The sequence below is a fragment of the Streptomyces sannanensis genome (assembly GCF_039536205.1).
In the GTDB taxonomy this organism is placed as follows: Bacteria; Actinomycetota; Actinomycetes; order Streptomycetales; family Streptomycetaceae; genus Streptomyces; species Streptomyces sannanensis.
This window is the reverse complement of sequence record NZ_BAAAYL010000001.1, coordinates 6,117,436-6,136,368: the sequence shown is the minus strand read 5'-3', so window position 1 is coordinate 6,136,368 and position 18,933 is coordinate 6,117,436. Positions and strand designations below refer to the sequence as shown.

At 69.8% G+C, this 18,933-nt stretch carries 17 protein-coding genes and 3 pseudogenes; 9 read left to right on the top strand and 11 right to left on the bottom strand.

Going from position 1 to position 18,933, the window contains the following annotated elements; translation table 11 throughout:
* Positions 1 to 25: 25 nt before the first annotated feature.
* Entirely contained in the window at positions 26 to 1,498 is a 1,473-nt protein-coding gene (locus tag ABD858_RS28610) for an amino acid permease (RefSeq protein ID WP_345042824.1), read from the bottom strand.
* A 214-nt stretch (positions 1,499 to 1,712) separates the two neighbouring features.
* Positions 1,713 to 2,414 (bottom strand): FadR/GntR family transcriptional regulator, encoded by a 702-nt coding sequence (locus ABD858_RS28605; RefSeq protein ID WP_345042822.1) that lies wholly within the window; start codon positions 2,412 to 2,414, stop codon positions 1,713 to 1,715.
* A gap of 137 nt (positions 2,415 to 2,551) precedes the next feature.
* On the opposite strand from ABD858_RS28605, the gene ABD858_RS28600 reads away from it, so the two are divergent.
* Together ABD858_RS28600 and ABD858_RS28595 are read left to right on the top strand one after the other, a co-directional pair.
* The gene (locus tag ABD858_RS28600) at positions 2,552 to 3,061 is read left to right on the top strand and encodes a gluconokinase (protein WP_345042820.1); all 510 of its coding nucleotides are present in this window, start codon (positions 2,552 to 2,554) and stop codon (positions 3,059 to 3,061) included.
* An 11-nt stretch (positions 3,062 to 3,072) separates the two neighbouring features.
* Complete coding sequence (locus tag ABD858_RS28595) at positions 3,073 to 4,497, top strand: GntP family permease (protein ID WP_345042817.1); 1,425 nt, start codon at positions 3,073 to 3,075, stop codon at positions 4,495 to 4,497.
* 86 nt (positions 4,498 to 4,583) lie between these two features.
* Here the strand turns inward: ABD858_RS28595 and ABD858_RS28590 are convergent, their stop codons facing one another.
* The 5 genes from ABD858_RS28590 to ABD858_RS28570 all read right to left on the bottom strand — a co-directional run bounded on the left by ABD858_RS28590 (position 4,584) and on the right by ABD858_RS28570 (position 10,298).
* Positions 4,584 to 4,817, bottom strand: coding sequence for a hypothetical protein (locus tag ABD858_RS28590; protein ID WP_345042815.1), 234 nt, complete (start codon positions 4,815 to 4,817; stop codon positions 4,584 to 4,586).
* A 96-nt stretch (positions 4,818 to 4,913) separates the two neighbouring features.
* The gene (locus ABD858_RS28585) at positions 4,914 to 5,642 is read right to left on the bottom strand and encodes a GntR family transcriptional regulator (RefSeq protein WP_345042812.1); all 729 of its coding nucleotides are present in this window, start codon (positions 5,640 to 5,642) and stop codon (positions 4,914 to 4,916) included.
* Positions 5,643 to 5,974: 332 nt separating this feature from the next.
* Entirely contained in the window at positions 5,975 to 7,507 is a 1,533-nt protein-coding gene (locus ABD858_RS28580; RefSeq protein ID WP_345042810.1) for an APC family permease, read from the bottom strand.
* A gap of 28 nt (positions 7,508 to 7,535) precedes the next feature.
* The gene (locus tag ABD858_RS28575) at positions 7,536 to 8,486 is read right to left on the bottom strand and encodes a hypothetical protein (protein ID WP_345042808.1); all 951 of its coding nucleotides are present in this window, start codon (positions 8,484 to 8,486) and stop codon (positions 7,536 to 7,538) included.
* Between the two features lie 156 nt (positions 8,487 to 8,642).
* Positions 8,643 to 10,298, bottom strand: a complete 1,656-nt coding sequence (locus ABD858_RS28570) for an FAD-binding dehydrogenase (protein WP_345042804.1) — start codon at positions 10,296 to 10,298, stop codon at positions 8,643 to 8,645.
* A gap of 54 nt (positions 10,299 to 10,352) precedes the next feature.
* On the opposite strand from ABD858_RS28570, the gene ABD858_RS28565 reads away from it, so the two are divergent.
* The 6 genes and pseudogenes from ABD858_RS28565 to ABD858_RS28540 form a co-directional block, all read left to right on the top strand.
* Positions 10,353 to 10,871: an NUDIX domain-containing protein gene (locus ABD858_RS28565; RefSeq protein WP_345042802.1), complete on the top strand. Its 519-nt coding sequence runs from the start codon at positions 10,353 to 10,355 to the stop codon at positions 10,869 to 10,871.
* Positions 10,872 to 11,008: 137 nt separating this feature from the next.
* Positions 11,009 to 11,395 carry a YidH family protein gene (locus tag ABD858_RS28560; protein ID WP_425586356.1) on the top strand — a complete coding sequence of 129 codons (387 nt, stop codon included), beginning with the start codon at positions 11,009 to 11,011 and terminating at the stop codon, positions 11,393 to 11,395.
* A complete protein-coding gene (locus ABD858_RS28555) occupies positions 11,392 to 11,712 on the top strand; it encodes a DUF202 domain-containing protein (protein WP_345042797.1) in 321 nt (106 codons plus the stop codon). The genes ABD858_RS28560 and ABD858_RS28555 overlap by 4 nt, the downstream gene beginning before the upstream one ends.
* Before the next feature lie 78 nt (positions 11,713 to 11,790).
* Positions 11,791 to 12,702, top strand: coding sequence for an MBL fold metallo-hydrolase (locus tag ABD858_RS28550; RefSeq protein ID WP_345042795.1), 912 nt, complete (start codon positions 11,791 to 11,793; stop codon positions 12,700 to 12,702).
* A 132-nt stretch (positions 12,703 to 12,834) separates the two neighbouring features.
* A pseudogene (locus ABD858_RS28545) lies at positions 12,835 to 12,942 on the top strand (phosphotransferase family protein); the annotation flags it as partial.
* Positions 12,939 to 14,132: pseudogene (locus ABD858_RS28540) on the top strand (acyl-CoA dehydrogenase family protein); the annotation flags it as partial. The pseudogenes ABD858_RS28545 and ABD858_RS28540, both read left to right, overlap by 4 nt.
* A 128-nt stretch (positions 14,133 to 14,260) precedes the next feature.
* On the opposite strand, the gene ABD858_RS28535 reads toward ABD858_RS28540, so the two are convergent.
* Together ABD858_RS28535 and ABD858_RS28530 are read right to left on the bottom strand one after the other, a co-directional pair.
* Positions 14,261 to 14,854 (bottom strand): TetR/AcrR family transcriptional regulator, encoded by a 594-nt coding sequence (locus ABD858_RS28535; RefSeq protein WP_345042792.1) that lies wholly within the window; start codon positions 14,852 to 14,854, stop codon positions 14,261 to 14,263.
* Positions 14,855 to 14,938: 84 nt separating this feature from the next.
* Positions 14,939 to 15,241: pseudogene (locus ABD858_RS28530) on the bottom strand (dehydrogenase); the annotation flags it as partial.
* Positions 15,242 to 15,457: 216 nt separating this feature from the next.
* On the opposite strand from ABD858_RS28530, the gene ABD858_RS28525 reads away from it, so the two are divergent.
* Positions 15,458 to 16,702 carry an exo-beta-N-acetylmuramidase NamZ family protein gene (locus ABD858_RS28525; RefSeq protein WP_345042790.1) on the top strand — a complete coding sequence of 415 codons (1,245 nt, stop codon included), beginning with the start codon at positions 15,458 to 15,460 and terminating at the stop codon, positions 16,700 to 16,702.
* Between the two features lie 406 nt (positions 16,703 to 17,108).
* On the opposite strand, the gene ABD858_RS28520 is transcribed toward ABD858_RS28525, so the two are convergent.
* Positions 17,109 to 18,095, bottom strand: coding sequence for an NAD-dependent epimerase/dehydratase family protein (locus ABD858_RS28520; RefSeq protein ID WP_345042788.1), 987 nt, complete (start codon positions 18,093 to 18,095; stop codon positions 17,109 to 17,111).
* A gap of 303 nt (positions 18,096 to 18,398) precedes the next feature.
* Positions 18,399 to 18,830, bottom strand: coding sequence for an ATP-binding protein (locus tag ABD858_RS28515; RefSeq protein ID WP_345042785.1), 432 nt, complete (start codon positions 18,828 to 18,830; stop codon positions 18,399 to 18,401).
* Positions 18,831 to 18,933 lie beyond the last annotated feature (103 nt).

Sequence of the window (18,933 nt, the reverse complement as noted above, 5' to 3'; positions counted from 1 at the left end):
GGGGGTCTGCCGTCGGAGGGGGCCGTCAGACCTCTTCGGTCCGCCGCTGCGCGGTCAGCGCCATGACCCGGCCGCGGACCAGGTACCAGCCGCCGACCAGGGCCGCGGCGATGAGCGGGAGGCAGTACACGGTCGCACGGCCCACGCCGCCGCCCAGCCACATCAGGACCAGCACGGACGCCAGGAAGAAGAGCGTGACGATCTGCGTGTACGGGGCCCAGGGCAGCTTGTAGCCCGGACGCGTCACCCGGCCGTCCTGCGATCGCCGCCAGAAGAGCAGCGAGCAGATCATGATCATCGCCCAGGTGCCGAGGATGCCGATCGACGCGAGGTTGAGGACGATCTCGAAGGCCTGGCCCGGCATGACGAAGTTCAGGCCGACACCGAGGACGCCGAAGGCCGCGGTGAGCAGGATGCCACCGTAGGGGACCTGGCCCTTGTTCATGAGCCCGGTGAACTTGGGTGCGGAGCCCGCCATCGACATCGAGCGAAGGATCCGGCCGGTGGAGTACAGGCCGGAGTTCAGGCTGGACAGGGCGGCGGTCAGAACGACGAGGTTCATGACGCCGGCCGCGCCGGGGATGCCGAGCTTGTCGAAGACCGTCACGAAGGGACTCTCGTCGCCGGAGTACGCGGTGTACGGCAGCAGCAGGGCGAGCAGCACGACCGAGCCGACGTAGAAAAGGCCCACACGCCACATGATCGAGTTGATCGCCTTCGGCATGATCTTCTCGGGGTTCTTGATCTCGCCCGCGGCGACACCGCACAGTTCGACCGAGGCGTAGGCGAAGACGACACCCTGGACGACCATCAGCATGGGCAGCACGCCGGACGGGAAGAGTCCACCGTTTTCGGTGATGGTGTGCAGGCCCGGCGTGTGACCGCCGACGTCGTGCTGGGTGACGATCAGGAAGATGCCGACACACATGAAGCTCACCAGCGCGGCAACCTTGATGATCGCGAACCAGAACTCCATCTCGCCGAAGTACCTCACCGAGATGAGGTTGGCGGTGAGGACGACCGCGAGGGCGATCAGAGCCAGCACCCACTGCGGGATGTCGCTGAACATCGCCCAGAAGTGGGCGTAGGTCGCGGCGGCCGTGATGTCGGCGACGGCCGTGGTGGACCAGTTCAGGAAGTACAGCCAGCCGGCGGTGTAGGCACCTTTCTCGCCCATGAACTCACGGGCGTACGAGACGAAGGCACCGGAGGAGGGCCGATAGAGGACCAGCTCACCGAGCGCGCGCACCACGAAGAAGGCGAAGACTCCGCAGACCGCGTACGCGATGGCGAGCGAGGGGCCCGCGCCCGCGAGGCGGCCGCCCGCGCCCAGGAAGAGGCCGGTACCGATCGCGCCGCCGATCGCGATCATGTTGATGTGGCGGGACTTCAGGTCCTTGCTGTAACCGGCGTCACCGGCGTCGATGTGCGGGGAGTCCGCCGCCGGGGGTGTGGCGGCTGAACCGATGTCGGCCGCGGTGATGGTGCGGTCACTCACGTAGTTGTTCGCCTTCGGTGAGGGGTCGAGCGGGCGTCACCGTACGCCGGTGAGGGAGATGGTCACGGGCGGCGTAGGGCCGAAAACCCATGTTCCAGGGTGTCCGCGATATTTCGCAGTGGTGAACATCACCTACCGGCGAGTTACGTGACCGTTCGAGCCCAAGACAGGCCCAAAGTCCTCTCCGAACCTCAAGGAAGGCTCAAACAAGCCGTCACGGGGCCAGGACGTCCAGTTCCTGCAGCGCACCGAGAGTGATCTCCCGGGTCAGTTCTTCCGCGCGCACGGCGTCCCGTTCGCGAACGGCCTCCGCGACCTGGACATGCAGGGTGACGGCGGCGGGGTCAGGGTCCTCGAACATCACATGGTGCTGGGTACGTCCGCCGAGGACGGCGGCGACCACATCGCCGAGCCGCGCGAACATCTCGTTGCCGGAGGCCGTGAGCACCACCCGGTGGAAAGCGACATCGTGCACCAGATACGCGTCGAGCTGCCGGCCGCGGGAGGTTGCGACCATGCCGAGGGCATGGTCGGTGAGCTCGGCGCACTGCTCGGGGGTGGCATTGCGGGCGGCGAGCCCCGCAGCGACCGGCTCCACCGCGGAGCGCAGCACGGTCAGCGAGCGCAGTTGACGGGGGCGGTCGGCGCCGGCCAGACGCCAGCGGATGACCCGCGGATCGTAGACGTTCCACTCTTCGGTGGGGCGTACGGTCACACCCACCCGGCGCCGCGACTCCACCAGGTGCATGGACTCCAGGACCCGGATCACCTCTCGGACGACGGTGCGGGACACCTCGAAGCGCTGGGCGAGCTCATCGGTGCGGAGCACGCTGCCCGGCCGGTACTCGCCCGCGGTGATCGCAGGGCCGAGGCATTCCAGTACCCGGGCGTGCTGCCCCCGCCCCTCAGTCGTCATGGCCTCAGCCTACGGGGCAGCCTTCACAGAGAAAAAGTAAGACTTTTACATCACATGGACTTGAATAAGTCGTACCTAATAGGTTTCCCTGACGCGACGGACCGATGTCGATGAAGACAGCGAGGCACGAGACACTCATGAAGACACCCCACGTCGTCGTGGTGATGGGCGTGGCAGGGACGGGCAAGACCACGATCGGCCCCCTGCTCGCCGCGGAGCTCGGCGTTCCGTACGCCGAGGGCGACGACTTCCATCCGTCGGCGAACATCGCCAAGATGTCCGCGGGTATCCCGCTGGGCGACGCGGACCGCGAGCCGTGGCTCGACGCGATCGGGCGCTGGGCGCACAACAGGGCCGGGCTCGGCGGTGTGGTGAGCTGCTCCGCCCTGAAGAGGATCTACCGCGACCGTCTGCGGGCCGCGGCACCCGGGGTCGTCTTCCTGCACCTGACCGGTGACCGCGAGCTGATCGAGCGGCGGATGTCGGAGCGCACGGGGCACTTCATGCCGACCGCGCTGCTGGATTCGCAGTTCACGGCTCTTCAGCCGCTGCAGTGCGACGAGACCGGCGTCCGCGTCGATGTGTCCGGCACTCCCGAAGCCATCATCGAGCGGGCCGTCGCCGCGCTGCGCCGGCTCGACCAGTAAAGGAAGCAAGCGTGACCAGTCTCAGTGTCGAGATGCTGGCAGCCGACGCCGTCGAACCGATCACGACGGCGGGCAACGCACAGCTGGGCATCGCCGTCCTCGCGGGCATCGCCGTCATCGTCCTGCTCATCACCAGGTTCAAGCTGCACGCCTTCCTGGCACTCACCATCGGCTCACTGGCGCTGGGCGTGTTCGCCGGCGCCCCGCTGGCCAAGACCGTCACCAGCTTCTCCGACGGTCTGGGCAAGACGGTCGCGGGCGTGGGTGTACTGATCGCGCTCGGCGCGATCCTCGGCAAGCTGCTCGCCGACTCCGGCGGCGCGGACCAGATCGTCGACACGATCCTGGCCAAGGCCTCGGGCCGGACCATGCCCTGGGCGATGGTGCTGATCGCCTCGCTCATCGGGCTGCCGCTCTTCTTCGAGGTCGGCATCGTGCTGCTGATCCCGGTGGTGCTGCTCGTCGCCAAGCGCGGCAACCACTCGCTGATGCGCATCGGCATCCCGGCGCTGGCCGGCCTGTCCGTGATGCACGGCCTGATCCCGCCGCACCCCGGTCCCCTGGTGGCGATCGACGCGATCGGCGCCAACCTCGGTGTCACACTGGCGCTCGGTGTACTGGTCGCCGTTCCGACCGTGATCATCGCCGGTCCGCTCTTCTCGAAGTTCGCGGCCCGCTGGGTGGACGTACCGGTCCCCGACCGCATGCTGCTTGCTTCCGGGGACTCCCAGGACCCCACCCGCCGAGCGTCCGAGGAGCTCGAGCGGCGCCCTTCGTTCGTCGCCGCCGTCTCGACCGTACTGCTGCCCGTCGTACTGATGCTGGGCAAGGCGCTGGTGGACATCGTCGTGGACGACCCGGAGAACGCCGTTCAGAAGGTCACGGACGTCATCGGCTCGCCGCTGATCGCACTGCTCGCCGCCGTCCTGGTCGGCATCTTCACCCTGGGGCGCGGGGCCGGCTTCACCAAGGAGCGGATCTCGTCCACCGTCGACAAGTCCCTCGCCCCCATCGCGGGCGTGCTGCTGATCGTGGGCGCGGGCGGCGGCTTCAAGCAGACGCTGATCGACGTCGGTGTGGGGCAGATGATCCTGGACTTCTCCAAGAACTGGGCGATACCCGCGCTGCTCCTGGCCTGGCTGATCGCGGTCTGCATCCGGCTGGCGACGGGCTCGGCGACCGTGGCGACCATCTCGGCGTCCGGACTGGTGGCGCCTCTCGCGGCCGACATGTCGACATCACACGCGGCACTGCTGGTGCTGGCCATCGGCGCGGGCTCGCTCTTCTTCAGCCATGTCAACGACGCCGGGTTCTGGATGGTGAAGGAGTACTTCGGGATGAACGTCGGCCAGACCATCAAGAGCTGGTCGGTGATGGAGACGATCATCTCGGTGGTCGCCCTGGTCTTCATACTGCTGCTCTCACTGGTGCTTTGAAAAAGCGGGAGGTACCCCCACCCCAGCATGAACGCCGGGGCATCCTCGCCAGAACCAGGTGAACCGAGTCCCGGAGGCCCCTGCTGTCAGGGGGCCTCCGGCATTGCCGTAGCCCCCGCGACGAGGGGGATACCGAGATCACGCGCGCAGCGCACGCACACATGGGCGCCGTTCTCGTGGCGGATGGCGGTGCGGGACAACGAGTACGGCACATGGCAGCGCGGGCATCCGATTCCGGCGATCGCCCCGACCGGCCACTCATCGCGGGGCGGTACTGCGTCCCAGCCGGCGGAGGCGGGGGTGCCGATCGATGAGGGCATGGCGGTTCTCCTGTGGCGGATTACGGACCGTGTGCGCGCATATACGTCGCGTCATAGAACACACTGGACCGGTGGACCGGTCCAGTCAAGAAGGTGTCAGCTTCCCTCCCCCATCGGGTAGTTCTCGGCCCTCTCCCACAGGCCCGACGGTGTGATGCCCTCCTCGCAGACCAGCGGCACTCCCCGCTGGTCGTACGCGGTGTGCAGGACCACGGCCACGGCGGCCGGGCGCTTCACCCCCAGGTGGCCGGCCTCGTTGATCGTCGCGAGCCGGACCGTGGTGACGTCCGTGCCGTGGACGGGGCCGCGGCCGGTCTGCCGCCGCACATAGTGCGTCGTGCCCTCCGCGATCGGGCCGGACTGAGCCAGACGGGGACAGGCGACAGCGATCTCCGGCGGGAACCACGCGCTCACGTAGGAGAGGGGCACGCCGTCGTCGAGCATGACCAGCCGGGCGCGGTGCAGGGCCTGACGGCCGGACGGAAGGACGAGCGCGTCGGCCACATGGGACGGCGGTGTCAGCATTTCGGGCGTACCGAGACGGCGGAAGGGACGGCCCCCGGTGATCCGGTCGGCGTCCGCGTGACGGGCGCCGGCGGGCCGGGCCAGCGGCGTTTCGATGACGGTGAAACCGCGGCCCTGGTGGGGAATGACGAGCCCGTCGGCACGCAGGATCTCCATGGCTTTTATGGCGGTGGCCCGGGAGACGCTCCACTGTTCGCACAGGTCCCGGCTGGAGGGCAGGAGTTCACCGGGACCGAACTCACCGTCGGCGATCCGGCGGCGCAGGCTGTCGGCGATCTGCTCGTACTTGAGGGTCGGCATAAGAGTGCGCTCCTGCTGCGAGTTGACCGGTCAACCGGTCAGGTTAGAGTCTCGCAAGCCGACGTGCCAGCCCCGACGATCGCCCGCATGACCACACCACACGGCATCGCCCCCGAAATCCTCCGTGTTCGGGATCGAGGGCCCGGCCTGGGGGCAGTTGAAGGCGGCCGAGCGGCACTCCGGCGAACGGCCGGACACCGAAGGGCCTCTGTTCGCCGTGGCACTGGCGGCCGCTCGGCTCGCCGAGCCGCATCCGGACCTCCTCGCCGCGTCGTCCCGTTTCCTCGCGGTGGGTGCGGCGTGGACCCGGATGCGGCAGGACCGAGCGCGGATCAGCCCCCGGTCAGCTCCCTGGCGGCCCTCTCCAGCCGGAACGCCTCGTTGCTGAGCCCGATCCGGGCGTGCGCCTCCGGGTTGGTGGACCGCAGTACGGCACCGATCACCAGGCCGACGACCAGGGCGGCGGCGATGACGGCGGGCAGCAGCCGGCTGAGCGCGGAGTCGGGGCCGGCGCCGACCAGGACGTCGAAGTCCTTGACCGTGTAGACGGCGATCACCAGCAGGGCGATGCCCGCGAGGCCCGAGGCGACCAGCCGCACGGCCTGCGCCCCGGCCGCTCCGCGCCGTACGAAGAAGGCGATGACCGCGAAGGAGGCTGCGGCCATCAGCAGGATGACGCCGAGCGCGCCGACGTTGCCCATCCAGGTGAACAGGCGCAGTACGGGGGCGGTCGGGTCGCCCGTGGGCTTGCCGTCGGTCAGGGCGAAGGCTGCGACGACGACGAGAGAGATCACACTCTGGAGCAGCGAGCCACTGGCAGGCGCTCCGCTCGACTGGCTGGTACGGCCGAACGCGGCGGGCAGCAGGCCCTCGCGCCCCATCGCGAAGGCGTAGCGCGCGACGACGTTGTGGAAGCTGAGCATGGCCGCGAACATCCCGGTCACGAAGAGGATGTGCAGGACGTCGGTGAAGGTGGTGCCGAGGCGGCTTTCGGTGAGCGAGAAGAGCAGCCCGGGACCCTCCTTCTGCGCCGCGGGCACGATTCCGGACGGGCCGGTGGCGACCGTCAGCGCCCAGGAGCTGACGGCGAAGAAGAGCGCCACGAAGGCGACGGCGAGGTACATCACGCGGGAGACCACGACCTGCGGGCGGCTGGTCTCCTCGGCGTAGACGGGCGCCTGCTCGAAGCCGACGAAGGCGGCGATGCAGAAGCAGAGCGCGGTGCCCAGTCCCGCGCCGGTCAGGGTGTCGGGGTTGAAGGCGTGCAGGGACAGGCCTGCCTTGCCGGGCTCGGCCACGGCGGCGATGTCGAAGACGACCACCAGGACGCATTCGATCAGCAGCAGGACGCCGAGCACGCGCGCGTTGAGGTCGATCTTCAGCCACCCGAGCGCCCCGACGGCGGCCACGGCGGCGAGGGCGGGTATCCACCAGGCGAGAGTGATGTCGAGGTAGGTGGCGAAGAGCCCGGAGACCTCGAAGCCGAAGATGCCGTAGACACCGACCTGCATGGCGCTGTAGGCGACCAGGGCGACATAGGACGCGCCGGCGCCCGCGGTGGCGCCGAGGCCGCGGGCGATATACGCGTAGAACGCACCGGCATTGTGCACATGACGGCTCATCTCCGCGTATCCGACGCTGAAGAGGGCCAGTACCACTCCGAGGACGACGAAGAGCAGCGGCTGTCCCACGATGCCCATCACGCCGTATGTGGTGGGCATGACACCCGCGACCACCATCAGGGGCGCGCTCGCCGCGAGAACGGACAGCAGCAGCCCGGCGGTGCCCAGTCGGCCGGCACGCAGTGCCCGTTCCTGCCCCATGTAGGTGTTGATGTCAGTCGTGCTCGAACTGCCTGTCGCCATGGCGGGGTTGTCCTTTCCGCAGTCAGATTCATGAGTAGCCGAGCGCGGCGCTACGCGCGGCGGAGAACGCCTGATACGGGTCCCGGCCCGGGTAGGACCAGGGGTCTTTCGTGGCATGCGGGCCAATGCGCTGGAAAAGGGCGGCGGCCTCGGCGGGCCGGCCCTCGCAGTGCTTGGCGTGGGCGAGGTAGTTGAGGTCGACATGGCGGCGCGGATGGTCCTCGCACCCCCACTCCAGCCACCAGTCGAACGCGGCCTTCATCACCTGGCGGGCCCGCCGTCCCGTCCAGTGGCCGGAGGCGGCCGGGTCGTCCGGCTCGTGGCCCATGGCGGCGAGCACCCGGTAGCGCTCGGCGTGCGCCACAACGGGGAGGACGGCGAGTGGGGAGTCGGCGGGGGCGCTCTCGACGGCCCAGGAGGCGAAGTCGTACACCTCGTGGAGGGGGTCCTGGCCGGAGCCGCGCTGACATTCGGCCAGCCGGGCTGCCATCAGATGGTGGGCGTGATGGTGATGCGGATGGCGGGCCCGTACCTCCTCGAAGGACCGGGAGGTCTCCTCCTCCGTGCCGGCCGACCGGGCGAGCAGCAGCAGCGCCAGCCATGGCGTGGGGTCGGCCGGCGCCAGCCGCGCGGCCGTGCGGCAGGCGTCACGCGCCCGGTCCTCGGGCTCCCTCCCGTCCAGGGCACGGTGCACTGCGGCGCAGGCAAGCAGCGCGGCCGCGTCCGGGCTGTCCGGTTCCGCGATCAGCCAGTCCCGCGCCCAGGCGGCCGCGCTGCCGAGCTCGCCGAGCACGACGAGGCGATGGCCGCGGCGCTCCCGGTCGTCGCCGGTCGCGGCGAGCAGAGCGCGTACGCCCGGCCAGCGCCCCTGGGCCAACTGTCCACGCACCGTAGCGAGTTCGTCGTCGTCGAGTGCCGGATCGAAGAACGGGTCGTTCCGTCTTCGGGAACGGCCGAATGGCGGCGGAGGTGGGGACATCCGCGGGTTTTTCCTCCACGATCACGACAGGCAGGCAAACGATCGCGCACAGCAAAGCGGCAGGTGCGACCCCACGTCAAGGCCGCCCTTCAACCGTTAATGCTTCAACTTTCCCGTAGTGCCGGCAGGTTGAGCCTCGACCTGCGGCGATACCCGTCAGGCAACCGCCCGGGCGGCGGCGCGACCCGCCATACGGCCGGAGAAGAGGCACCCGCCGAGGAAGGTCCCCTCCAGTGAGCGGTAGCCGTGAACCCCGCCGCCGCCGAAGCCGGCCGCCTCGCCCGCGGCGTACACGCCGGGAAGCGGAACGCCACCCTCGGTGAGCACCCGTGAGGACAGGTCGGTCTCCAGACCACCGAGCGTCTTGCGCGTGAGGATGTGCAGCCGCACGGCGATCAGCGGGCCCGCCCCCGGATCGAGGATGCGGTGCGGCGGGGCGGTGCGGATGAGCTTGTCGCCGAGGTAGGCGCGGGCCCCGCGCATCGCCGTCACCTGGAGGTCCTTGGTGAAGGGGTTGGCGATCTCCCGGTCCCGGGCGGTGACGGTGCGGTGCAGCTCCGCCTCGTCGATGAGGGGCTCCTTGGTGAGGGCGTTCATGCCGCGTACGAGCGCGCCCAGGTCCCGCTCGACGACGAAATCCGCGCCGTTGTCCATGAACGCCTTGACCGGCCCCGGGACTTCGGCGCGGGCACGCCCGATGACATCGCGGACGGACCTGCCGGTCAGGTCCGGATTCTGCTCGGACCCGGACAGCGCGAACTCCTTGCCGATGATCTTCTGGTCGAGGACGAACCAGGTGTAGTCGTATCCGGTCCGCATGATGTGCTCGAGGGTGCCGAGCGTGTCGAATCCGGGGAACAGCGGCACGGGCAGCCTGCGGCCGCGCGCGTCCAGCCAGAGCGAGGAGGGGCCCGGCAGGATACGGATGCCGTGCCTGGCCCAGATCGGGTTCCAGTTCTGGATGCCCTCGGTGTAGTGCCACATCCGGTCGCGGTTGACGATGCGTGCGCCCGCCCGCTCCGTGATGCCCAGCATCAGTCCGTCGACATGCGCGGGCACCCCGGAGAGCATGTGCTCGGGCGGGCTGCCGAGCCGCTCCGGCCAGTTGGCGCGTACGAGGTCGTGGTTGCCGCCGATGCCGCCCGAGGTGACGATCACGGCCTGGGCCCGGAACTCGAAGGCCCCGGTCACCTGCCTGCTGCTGGCCGTCCCCCGTTCGGCGCGGCTCGGCGCCAGGACCTCGCCGCTGACCGTGTCCACGGCACCCGCGCTGCGACCCAGCCCGGTCACCCGGTGCCGGAACCTCAGCTGGACCAGGCCTCTTGCGACCCCGGCGCGCACCCGCCGCTCGAACGGCTCCACCAGGCCGGGGCCCGTGCCCCAGGTGATGTGGAAGCGCGGCACGGAGTTGCCGTGCCCGGAGGCGTCGTAGCCGCCGCGCTCGGCCCAGCCGACGACCGGGAAGAAGCGCACGCCCTGCGCGCGCAGCCAGGCCCGCTTCTCACCGGCCGCGAAGTCGACATACGCCTCGGCCCACTTGCGCGGCCAGTGGTCCTCCTCGCGGTCGAATCCGGCAGTACCGAACCAGTCCTGGAGGGCGAGCTCCCTGCTGTCCTTGATGCGCATCCGGCGCTGCTCGGGCGAGTTCACGAAGAACAGCCCGCCGAAGGACCAGTGTGCCTGCCCGCCGATCGACTGCTCGGGCTCCTGGTCGAGCAGGATGACCTTCCTGCCCGCGTCGGCCAGCTCGGCAGTGGCCGCGAGGCCCGCGAGACCCGCCCCGATCACGATGACATCCGCGTCGTACGCCATGGGCCCAGATCTTCGCTACCAGCCAGTACGGCGTCAACTGGTTGGATGGCTTCCATGAGCGCTGCTGACGAGATCCTGGACATCGTCGACGAGAACGACCGCGTGATCGGGCAGGCCCCGCGCGGCGAGGCATACGCGAAGGGGCTGCGGCACCGCTGTGTGTTCATCCTGGCGCGGGACGCGGAGGGGCGGGTGTTCATTCATCGTCGCACCCCGACCAAGCTGGTCTTCCCTTCGATGTACGACATGTTCGTCGGCGGGGTCGTCGGCGCGGGCGAGTCGTACGGCGAGGCGGCGCTGCGCGAGGCGGAGGAGGAGCTCGGGGTGTCGGGGCTCCCCCGGCCCGTACCACTGTTCAAGTTCCTGTACGAGAACAGCGAGCACACCTGGTGGTCGTACGTCTACGAGGTGCGCTGCGAACTGCAGGTGAACCCGCAGGTGGAGGAGGTCGCCTGGCACGCCTTCATCCCGGAGGCCGAGCTGGAGGCACGGCTCGGCGAGTGGGAGTGGGTGCCGGACGGCTTCGCGGCGTACGAGCGGCTGCGCGCGTACCGGGAGGCGTCGTCCGGCTGAGCCCATGCCGCAGGACCGGCGCTCGGGCCGCGTGCGGGTGCGGAAGCACACGCCCGCTTCGCCGTCGGATGGCACGGCGCGCCCGGGGTCGTAACGCCGGGTCGCGAGCGCCTCGGTAAAGTGCGCCCGTGAGCGGCATGATGGAGACCCTGCGGCTGTGGTTCGCGCCCCGGCGTATCGCCGAGGAGGGCGAGACCCCCGACTACCGCTTCTCGCTCGCCAACGAGCGCACCTTTCTCGCCTGGATCCGCACCGCGCTTGCCCTGATCGCCGGCGGTTTCGCCGTGGACCAGTTCCTTCCGGCCCTGCCCCGCGGAATCCGGACGGGCCTGGCGCTCGCCCTGCTCGCGGCCGGGGTGCTGTGCGCGCTGCGGGCGGTCAACCACTGGGTGCGCTGCGAGCGTGCCATGCGGCGGGGCGAGGATCTGCCGGTATCGCGATTTCCGACGCTGCTGAGCCTCGCGGTCGGGGTGGTCGCGCTGGCCATGGTGGTGGTCGTGCTCTTCGGCTGGCAGGGCCGGTGACCGGGCACCAGGCGCCGACGCGTGACCCCGGGCTGCAGCCCGAGCGCACCCGGCTCGCCTGGCGGCGCACCACCTTGGCGTTCACGGTGGTCGCGGTGCTGGCGGGGCGTCAGGCCGTGCAGTTCGGGGTGACCGCGCCCGGGCTGATGGGGCTGGCGCTCACCGCGCTGGCCTGGCTGGGCTTCCTGGGCGTCGCACACCTCCGGATCCAGCAGCTGTCCACACCGCGCCCCGCGCCGCTCACCCCGCGCACGGCACTGGCGGCGTTCGCCTGTGTGGCCGGGCTGGCGGTGTTCGCCGTGGCGATTCTGCCCTGACCGGTGCGCTGCTTTCCCCTGTTCGATGTCAACTGGCAGGCTTTCCGAACCGTTTCGACATCGACCACAGGGGGCCTTGTGCCTGCGACAGAGCCGTACACCGTTCAGCTCGCGCCCGATGCGCACGCCTACGTCCAGCCGGACGGAGGCTGGTGCCTGAACAACGCCGGGTTCGTCAGCGACGGGGCCCGCACGCTGCTCGTGGACACGGCGGCCACCGAGCGACGGACCCATATGCTGCGTGAGGCGATCCTGACGGCCGGGATGCCGCTGCCGGACGTGGTGGTGAACACCCATCACCACGGCGATCACACCTACGGCAACAGCGTCTTCACGCCCCACGCCACGGTGATCGGCCACGATGCCTGCCGCAGCGAGGTGTTCGACGCCGGGCGCCAGTTGCACATGGTCTGGCCGCAGACCGATTTCGGTGCCATCCGGATCACGGCGCCGACGCTCACGTTCAGCGACCGGATCACCGTCCATGTGGGTGAGACCGAGGTGCGGCTGGTTCACCCGGGGGTGGCGCACACGCGCGGTGACTCCGTCGTGTGGCTGCCGCAGCGGCGGATCGTCTTCACCGGTGACCTGATCTTCAACGGCGGCACCCCGTTCGTCTTCATGGGGTCGCTGCGCGGCTCGCTGCGGGCGCTCGACGTACTGCGCGAGCTCGGCGCGGAGACGGTCGTGCCGGGTCATGGCCCGGTGACGGATGCGTCGGTGTTCGACGCGACGGAGCGCTATCTGCGGTACGTGGCCGAGGTCGCCGAGGCCGGACATGCCAAGGGCCTCACCCCGCTGGAGGCGGCGCAGTCGGCCGACCTCGGCGAGTTCGCGGAGCTCCGCGAGAGCGAGCGTCTGGTGGCCAATCTGCACCGTGCCTACGCCGAACTGGAGGGTCTGCCGGAGGGCTCGCCGCTGGATCCCCTGGCCGCGTTCGGCGACATGACGGTGATGAACGGCGGCGTACCGGTCGCCTGCCACGCCTGATCCCGGCCGGAGAGAACGGGGGCTGGACGGCATACCGACTGGTCGGCATGATGAGTGGGACCGTTCCATCCGTGCACGGAGGTACGCGCCCATGAGTTCAGTCCCCCTCCCCCGCAGCCTCCGGCGCGGGAGGTGCCCCCAGGCCTCGACCCCGAACGGCTGCGCGGCCATCTCGAGCGTGAACGCCCCGGCCTGGTGCGCGGACCGCTCAGGGCCCGGCTGATCGAGGGTGGCCGCTCCACGACCATGTGTACCCGGCAGAAACGGTCGTGCATGAGCAGCGCGCCGCGCTCGCCTCCCCGTGGGACACCCCGCCGGTCGTGGAGGAGCTGAAGGCCGAGGCGCGCAGGCAGGGCCTGTGGAACCTCTTCCTCCCCGACGCCGAGTACGGTGCCGGACTGACCAACCTCCAGTACGCACCCCTCGCCGAGATCACCGGCCGCTCCCCGCAGCTGGCGCCCACCGCGCTCAACTGCGCGGCCCCGGACACCGGGAACATGGAGGTGCTCGCCCAGTTCGGCACCGACGAGCAGAAGAAGCAGTGGCTGGAGCCGCTGCTCGCCGGTGAGATCCGCTCGGCCTTCGCCATGACCGAGCCCGAGGTCGCCTCGTCGGACGCGACGAACATCGAGACCCGGATCGAGCGGGACGAGGGAGGCACCTCCCGCTCGAGCGGAGCCGAGAGTGGGGGAGAGTACGTCATCACCGGCCGCAAGTGGTACATCTCCGGGGCGATGAACCCCGACTGCAAGATCCTCATCGTGATGGGCAAGACCGACCCGGACGGGGAGGACATCCGCCGCCGGCAGTCCATGGTCCTGGTCCCCCGCGACACCCCGGGCGTCGAGATCCGCCGCGCCATGCAGGTGTACGGCTACGAGGACCACTACCACGGCGGCCATGCCGAGGTCTTCTTCGACCATGTGCGCGTGCCCGTGACGAACCTCGTCGGCGAGGAGGGCGGCGGTTTCGCCATCGCGCAGGCGCGGCTCGGTCCGGGCCGTATCCACCACTGCATGCGGCTGATCGGCATGGCGGAGCGGGCGATCGAGCTGATGTGCCGGCGCGCCGTGTCCCGTACCGCCTTCGGCAGGCCGATCGCCCAGCAGGGCGTGGTCCAGGAGTGGATCGCCGACGCACGGGTCGCCGTCGAGCAGCTACGGCTGCTGGTCCTGAAGACGGCCTGGCTGATGGACACGGTGGGCAACCACGGCGCCCACACCGAGATCCAGGCCATCAAGATCGCCACACCCCGCACGGTCGTCGACATCCTCGACAAGGCCGTCCAGGTGCACGGCGCGGGCGGCGTCAGCCAGGACTTCCCGCTCGCGGAGCTGTGGGCGGCGGCACGCACGCTGCGGCTGGCGGACGGCCCGGACGAGGTGCACCAGCGGTCACTGGCCCGCCGTGAGCTGAAGCGGTACCTGTAGGGGGTCGACGGGCCGGCCCGTGCGCCGCGTCGAATGTGCGGCTGCGTCCCTGCGGGCACAGCGGTCGGTCATCCGGTCGAGGTTGCCCCGGCCCTTGACGACACTTCTCGCCCCGCCGGGAAGCGTCGCTACGGGCGCAGCGCCCGCAGCAGCAGATCGGCCAGGTGGTCGGCGACCTGCTGCGGGCTGAGCGGGCCATCCGCGCGATACCAGGTGGACAGGTGGTGGACGGAGCCGAAGTGGTAGTCCACCACCAGGTCGGCGGGGGTGGCCGTGGAGAACACCCCGGCCCGCTGGCCCTCTTCGATGAGCTCCCGGAAGCGTTCGTGGTAGCGGCGGCGCTCCGCACGCACCTGCTTGTTCTTCTCCGGGCTCAGATGGTGCATGGAACGGAAGAAGATCGCGGCGTCGTCGAGGTTGTCGATGGTGGTGACGACGACGTCGGCGGCAGCGTCCCGCACCCGCTGCTCCACGGGTGCGTCGGCCTCCGCGAAGGCGTCGAGCCGCTCCTGCTGGAGGCGCAGCACCCGTGCGTACACCTCGTGCAGCAGGTCCTCCTTGGAGCCGAAGTAGTGGTAGAGGGCGCCCTTGGTGACGCCTGCCGCCTCGACGATCTCCTGGACCGAGGTGCGGTCGTAGCCCTGCTCGGCGAACAAGCGGGTGGCGACGGCCAGCAGCCGCTGGGGGACGGGCGTGCCCTCTTCATCCCTCGTCCTGGCCATTGCCGCCACCGCCTTTCCTTCCGAACGCAAGTCCTGAGCGGGAAACCGCTTCGAGGATCTTCCCACTGCCCGGGAAGAGCCGGGTCACTCCCCCGCCCGCTCCCATTTCTGCTGGATGCGGTTCATCTTGCCGAGCCAGCGGTCGGTGTCCGCGGCGCGGGCCGCGTAGTAGCCGGCTACCTCGGGATGCGACAGGACGAGGAAGCGGTCGGCGTCCATGGCGTCGAAGAGGGCGCCAGCGACAGCGTCCGGTTCGATCGCGGTCGGTACGAGCACGAGTTCGCCGGCCGAACCGATGGCCCGCAGCATGTCGGTGCGTACGCCCTGCGGGCAGATCGCGTGGACCTTGAGGCCACGGTGGCGGTAGGTCAGCGAGAGCAAATCTGCGGGCCAGCGCGGGCCCCGATGCCACCGCCGGCTCCCGTGACGACCACCGTCGCGCCCTTGACCGTACTCATCGCGCCTCCCCTGCCGACTGTGCCGGCAGACTAACCGGTCGGTATGGCGACGCGGAAGAGACTGCTGTGCGAGTTGTTCCTCGATGGCCGGGTGCGCGCTAGCGTGCATGACCATGCCATCGGTCGCGATCACGGAGGTTGGGTCATGAGCCTGTCCAGACGGGGATTACTGGCTGCCACGGGCGCGGCGGGCGCCCTTGTCGCGGCCCCTTCGGCCGCCGCAGCCCGCACGGCGCCCCGCAAACCGCGCACCGGCTTCGAGAACCTGGCGGCGGACGGTTACGCACCCCTGACCGGACAGCGGATCGGTGTCGTCACCAACCCCACCGGCATCACCAGGGACACCCGCCACATCGTGGACGTCATGCACGCCGATGAACGGGTGAACCTGGTCGCCGTCTTCGGCCCGGAGCACGGTTTCCGCGGTACGGCCCAGGCGGGCGGCTCGGAGGGGCGGTACGACGACCCGGCGACCGGGCTGCCGGTCTACGACACGTATCTCAAGAGCGGCCAGGCGCTGGCCGGCGTCTTCACCGCGTCAGGCGTGGAAACGGTCGTGTTCGACATCCAGGACGTCGGGGCCCGCTTCTACACGTACATCTGGACGCTCTACGACTGCATGGAGGCGGCCGCCCTCGCCGGCAAACGCGTCGTCGTGCTCGACCGGCCGAACCCGATCAGCGGGCGCGCTGCCCTCGGGCCGGTGCTCGACAAGGCGTTCGCGACCTTCGTGGGACGTGAACCGATCGCCCAGGCGCACGGTATGACGGTCGCCGAGCTGGCGCTGCTCTTCAACGGCGAGTACCTGAAAGCGCGTCCGGTGGAGCTGGAGACAGTTCAGCTCAAAGGCTGGAAGCGCTCCGACTTCCACGCCGACACGGGCCTCCCCTGGGTCCCCCCGAGCCCCAACATGCCCACGCCGGACACCGCGCTGGTGTACTCCGGCACGTGCCTCTTCGAAGGCACCAACCTCTCCGAGGGTCGCGGCACCACACGCCCCTTCGAACTGCTCGGCGCGGAGGGCATCGACCGCCGCTGGGCGGAGGCGGCGAACGCCCTGGAGCTGCCGGGGGTCCGCTTCCGCGAGGCGTACTTCGCCCCGACCTTCTCGAAGTTCCAGGGGAAGACCGTCGGCGGGGTGCAGCTGCATGTGCACGACCGGGAGGCCTACGACCCGGTGCGCACCGGCATCGCGCTGCTGGTGACCGCCAAGCGGAGCTGGAGCGGCTTCGCCTGGCGCGCCGACAACTGGATCGACAAGCTGACCGGCTCCACCACGGTCCGCACGATGATCGACGCGGGTGCCGGCCCGGACGAGGTGGTGGCGGCCTGGCGGAACGGGCTGGACTCGTTCCGCCAGGTGCGCGAGGGGTACTTGCTCTACCACTGACCGGGGGGCCGGTTCCACCCCGAAGAGGGGTGCCGACGCCATCGGAAGCCGCCCGGAAGATCGACACGCTTGATCCGTGACTCCACCCACCGCACCTCGACGGACATCACGTCTGCTGCTGCTCCTGGTCCTCGGTCCGTCGGCCTCGCTCATCGCAGCGGGGCCGGCCGCCCGGGCAGCTCACACGGAGCAGGACGTAATCGAAGCGCCGGCGCGGGCATCGCGCCCGCTGACCCACCGGACGGGGTGTCCCGCGGCGACTGCTACCTCGACCTGCGTACGGCCCCCGCCCGCACGCACCTGACTGCGGGGGTCGTACGACCCGGTTCAACGGCATCACCTTCGCGGCGCCGGGGCTATCTGACTCGTCACGCCTCGGACGGCACATCCTCGCCCGGCGGGGGGATCAGATCGGCGTGTCCTGCGGCGGCCAATGCCAGGCTCCAGCGAACAGCCTCGCCTCTTCTTCTGGGGACAGCTCGTGCCGCAGCGGTGGCTCCCCGCGTTCACGGTCCCAGGCCAGAACGTCAGCGACCGTCACCGCCAGCGGAGTCGCGGGCATACCGGCGGCTCGGGCGCGAGCCGAGCTGCGCTGCTGCGTCGGCCACATCGATTCGGGGCGAATCAGTGGGAAGAATGGTGCTACCGCTTCGGACGGCACCGGAACGATCTCGACCTGGCTGCCCGCTACCCGCGCGCAGGAGGTGATCAGCTCAGCCATCGTGGTCGGCTCGGCTGGACCGACGGCATTGAACGCACCGGGCCTGTCGTCCGCCAGCAGCTGCACCACAAGGCGGGCCAGGTCACGAGAGTCGATCACCTGAACTGGCTGCTCCGGGCTGCCCGGCAGGGCCACCCGACCTCCGCGCGCGGCACGGCGCACCCAGTACGTGAGCCCGTCCTGCGCGTCGTGCGGCCCGGCTACCTTCCCCGGCCGCACGATTGTCGCCCGCGAGCCGTATCCGGCCAGCACGTCGTCCTCGCAGGCCACCTTGAGCGGCCCGTAGGTGTCCTCGTCCAATTCCTCTGTGTCGCGTACCGGCGGCCGACGCGGCGTGTCCTCGTCCGAGCCCGGCCCGACGCCCGTCCGCGCATACACCGCTTGACTGGAGATGAACAGGTATCTGCCGACTCGGTCGCCGAGCACTTCCATCGCTTGCCCGACGTGGCGCGGCACGTATCCACTGACGTCCACTACCGCGTCCCAACTGCCCTCACTCAAGGCGGCATAGTCACCGGTATCTCGGTCGCCGATGCGCCTGGGCACACCCTGGAACAGCTCGGAGCCCGTTTGGCCCCGGCTGAACAGAGTCACATCGGCGCCCACACGAAGGGCATCGTCCACGATGGCCCGGCCCACAAACGAGGTGCCGCCAAGTACGAGAATTCGCATGGCATCTGACAGTAACGACCTCGATACGCCGCCTCCACGGCATTCCTCGGGCACGGTGTGACACCCGGCCGGGCAGGCCAGTTGCCGTCACCCGCCCCTGAGTATCTGCACGATGATCAGGCGGTGCTGGTGGTCGACGAGAACCGGGGCCGACGCTTCGCCTCCTGGCCCCGGTGAGTCACCCGTCGCCATGCTCGCCCACGCCTTCCTCGCAGTCGTCCGAGCCGGCGAGCACAACCAACATCTGGAACCGGCCGACCATCCTTGGGTACTGCGGGGTGCCCGCGGACCTGCGTGCCATTGCTATCTACGCCCGCACTCGACCCACAGCAGCTTGCCGCCCTCCCCGAAGAGGCCACCCGTGCCGAGCGGGTACGCGCCCCAGTTGTCGGCGCAGTGCTGTACGAGAACCAGCCCGCGCCCGCGCTCGTCGGTGTCCTGCGGCCGTCCGGCCGCGTCGCCGCGGAAGGGCGGTGGGATGTGAGGGTTGTTGTCCCACACGCTGACCCGCAGCCGGTCGGGTTCCATAGCGCGGAGGCGAAGGGTGTACGGCCCGTCGGAGTGCAGGTAGGCGTTGGTGACCAGCTCGCTCGCGAGCAGTTCGGCTTCGGCGGACAGGTCTGCCAAGCCATGGGTTGCGAGCACCGCGCGGAGGGTCACGCGGGCGACGCCGGGGGCACGGGGGTCTTGCGGGAGTTGGAGGGTGTAGGCCCAGGGTGGGGATACGGTGGTCATGGAAGTCTCCGATCACGGAGTGGAGTTGGATGATGCACTTCCGCTGCGGTTGTGGTTGCTCGGTGGCACTGCCGATCCGTCGACCGGTGCACTTCCGAGCAAG